Origin of the sequence: Arthrobacter sp. ES3-54 (assembly GCF_029504395.1) — a bacterium.
GTDB lineage: Bacteria > Actinomycetota > Actinomycetes > Actinomycetales > Micrococcaceae > Arthrobacter.
Genome location: NZ_JAQFIF010000034.1, coordinates 1 through 1,469, shown reverse-complemented (window position 1 = coordinate 1,469; position 1,469 = coordinate 1). Strand labels below are relative to the sequence as shown.

The 1,469-nt window shown below is 65.0% G+C and carries 1 protein-coding gene; it reads right to left on the bottom strand.

Annotation, left to right across the window (positions count from 1 at the left end; genetic code table 11):
• Positions 1–17: 17 nt before the first annotated feature.
• A complete protein-coding gene (locus M2428_RS22200) occupies positions 18–1,226 on the bottom strand; it encodes an IS110 family transposase (protein WP_277528138.1) in 1,209 nt (402 codons plus the stop codon).
• Between the last annotated feature and the right edge of the window lie 243 nt (positions 1,227–1,469).

The window sequence follows — 1,469 nt, the reverse complement described above, 5'->3', positions numbered from 1 at the left end:
TGATGCTCCTATAGGCGTCAATGTTCGTTGAGCCAGTTTTCGTAGCGTTGGTGGAAGACATCGTCCCGGCTGAGCCCGCGTTCAAGCCGGGACAGCGCGGTGGGCCAGACGTGGAGATTGTCCGCGGCGGCCTGCAGGGTGATTTTCTTGGTTTTCCGCAGGGACCGGAGGGCTCCGGCGTCGGGGCCCGGCTGTGGGTGGAGGAGCTGGTCGTAGATTTCGCGGGCGATGTAGCGTTTCAGGCACCGCATGATTTCCTTGGTGCTTTTGCCTTCCTGTCGGCGTTTGGCGACGTAGGTTCGGGTGCGGGTGTCGCTCATCATCCGGACGAGGGCGACGTGGTGGATGGCTTTATTGGCCTGCCGGTCGCCGCCGCGGCTGAGCCGGTGCCGGGTCGTCTTCCCGGAGGACGCGGGAACCGGCGCGACACCAGCGAGGGCTGCGAATTGGGCTTCCGTGCCGATCCGTTCGGGGTTGTCTCCCACGGTGACCAGCAGTTGGCTTGCAACGTCGGTGCCGACCCCGTGCAGGTCCCGGATCATGGGTGCCTGGATGGTGATGATCGCGTCGAGTTCGGCGTCGATCAGGGCCAGTTCCTGGTGCAGTGCCCGGTAGCGGAGCGCGAGGCGTTTCAGCACGGTGGCGGTGGCGTTTGAAGGTTCTGACATGGTCCCGGCCGGCCGGGTCTTCTCGAGCGCGGCCATCAACGCCGCGCTCGTCAGGCCGCGGTATCTGGCGCGGAGAGTGTCGGGGGCGGCGACCAGGATGCTCTGGACCTGGTTCATGACGGCGACCCGTGCCCGCATCGCGGTCGTCCGCTCGGCCCGCAGGACGCGCAGTGACTCCACGGCCCCGTCCCGGGCTTTCGGGGTGGCAGTGCCTCGGCCGGCCAACGCGGACTCTGCGGCCTGGTAGGCGTCCAGCGGGTCTGATTTTCCTTTCAGCCGGCGTCCCTGCCGGTTCGGGCGCATGACCTCCAGGACCTGGATACCTTCCTTCGTCAGGACACGTGCGAGCTCGGCACCGTAGCTGCCGGTGCCCTCGACTCCGGCGGCGAGGACCGGACCGAAACCGGTGATGAAGTCGATGATCTTTCGATAGCCGGAGCTGACAGCCAGGAATTCCTTGTCGGCGACGTGGGCGCCGGTTCCGGTGATGATGGCGACGTGATGGGTGTCGGCGTGGGTGTCGATCCCGGCGATGACTTTCAGGTGTTCGTTTGCCATGATGAAACTGCCCTGACCTTCCGTTGCGTGCGGTGGGACACAAGAGGGGCACGCCGGCCGGGTGGGCAGACAAGACGGTAATGGGACTCCTCGACAGGCTCCTATGAAGTCATGTCCACCTGGCCGCCGCGTTCACTGCAGTTGTGTCGCGGCGGACAGATCAATATGAAGACAAACCCTTCTCGGGCGTCAGTCGCACCCAGAGTCACGCCGCAACACAACCAATTCCATCATTACCGTCGC

Bases quoted from the DNA above. Each gene is read 5' to 3' on its own strand.
- M2428_RS22200 (WP_277528138.1), bottom strand. From the start codon at position 1,226: ATGGCAAACGAACACCTGAAAGTCATCGCCGGGATCGACACCCACGCC.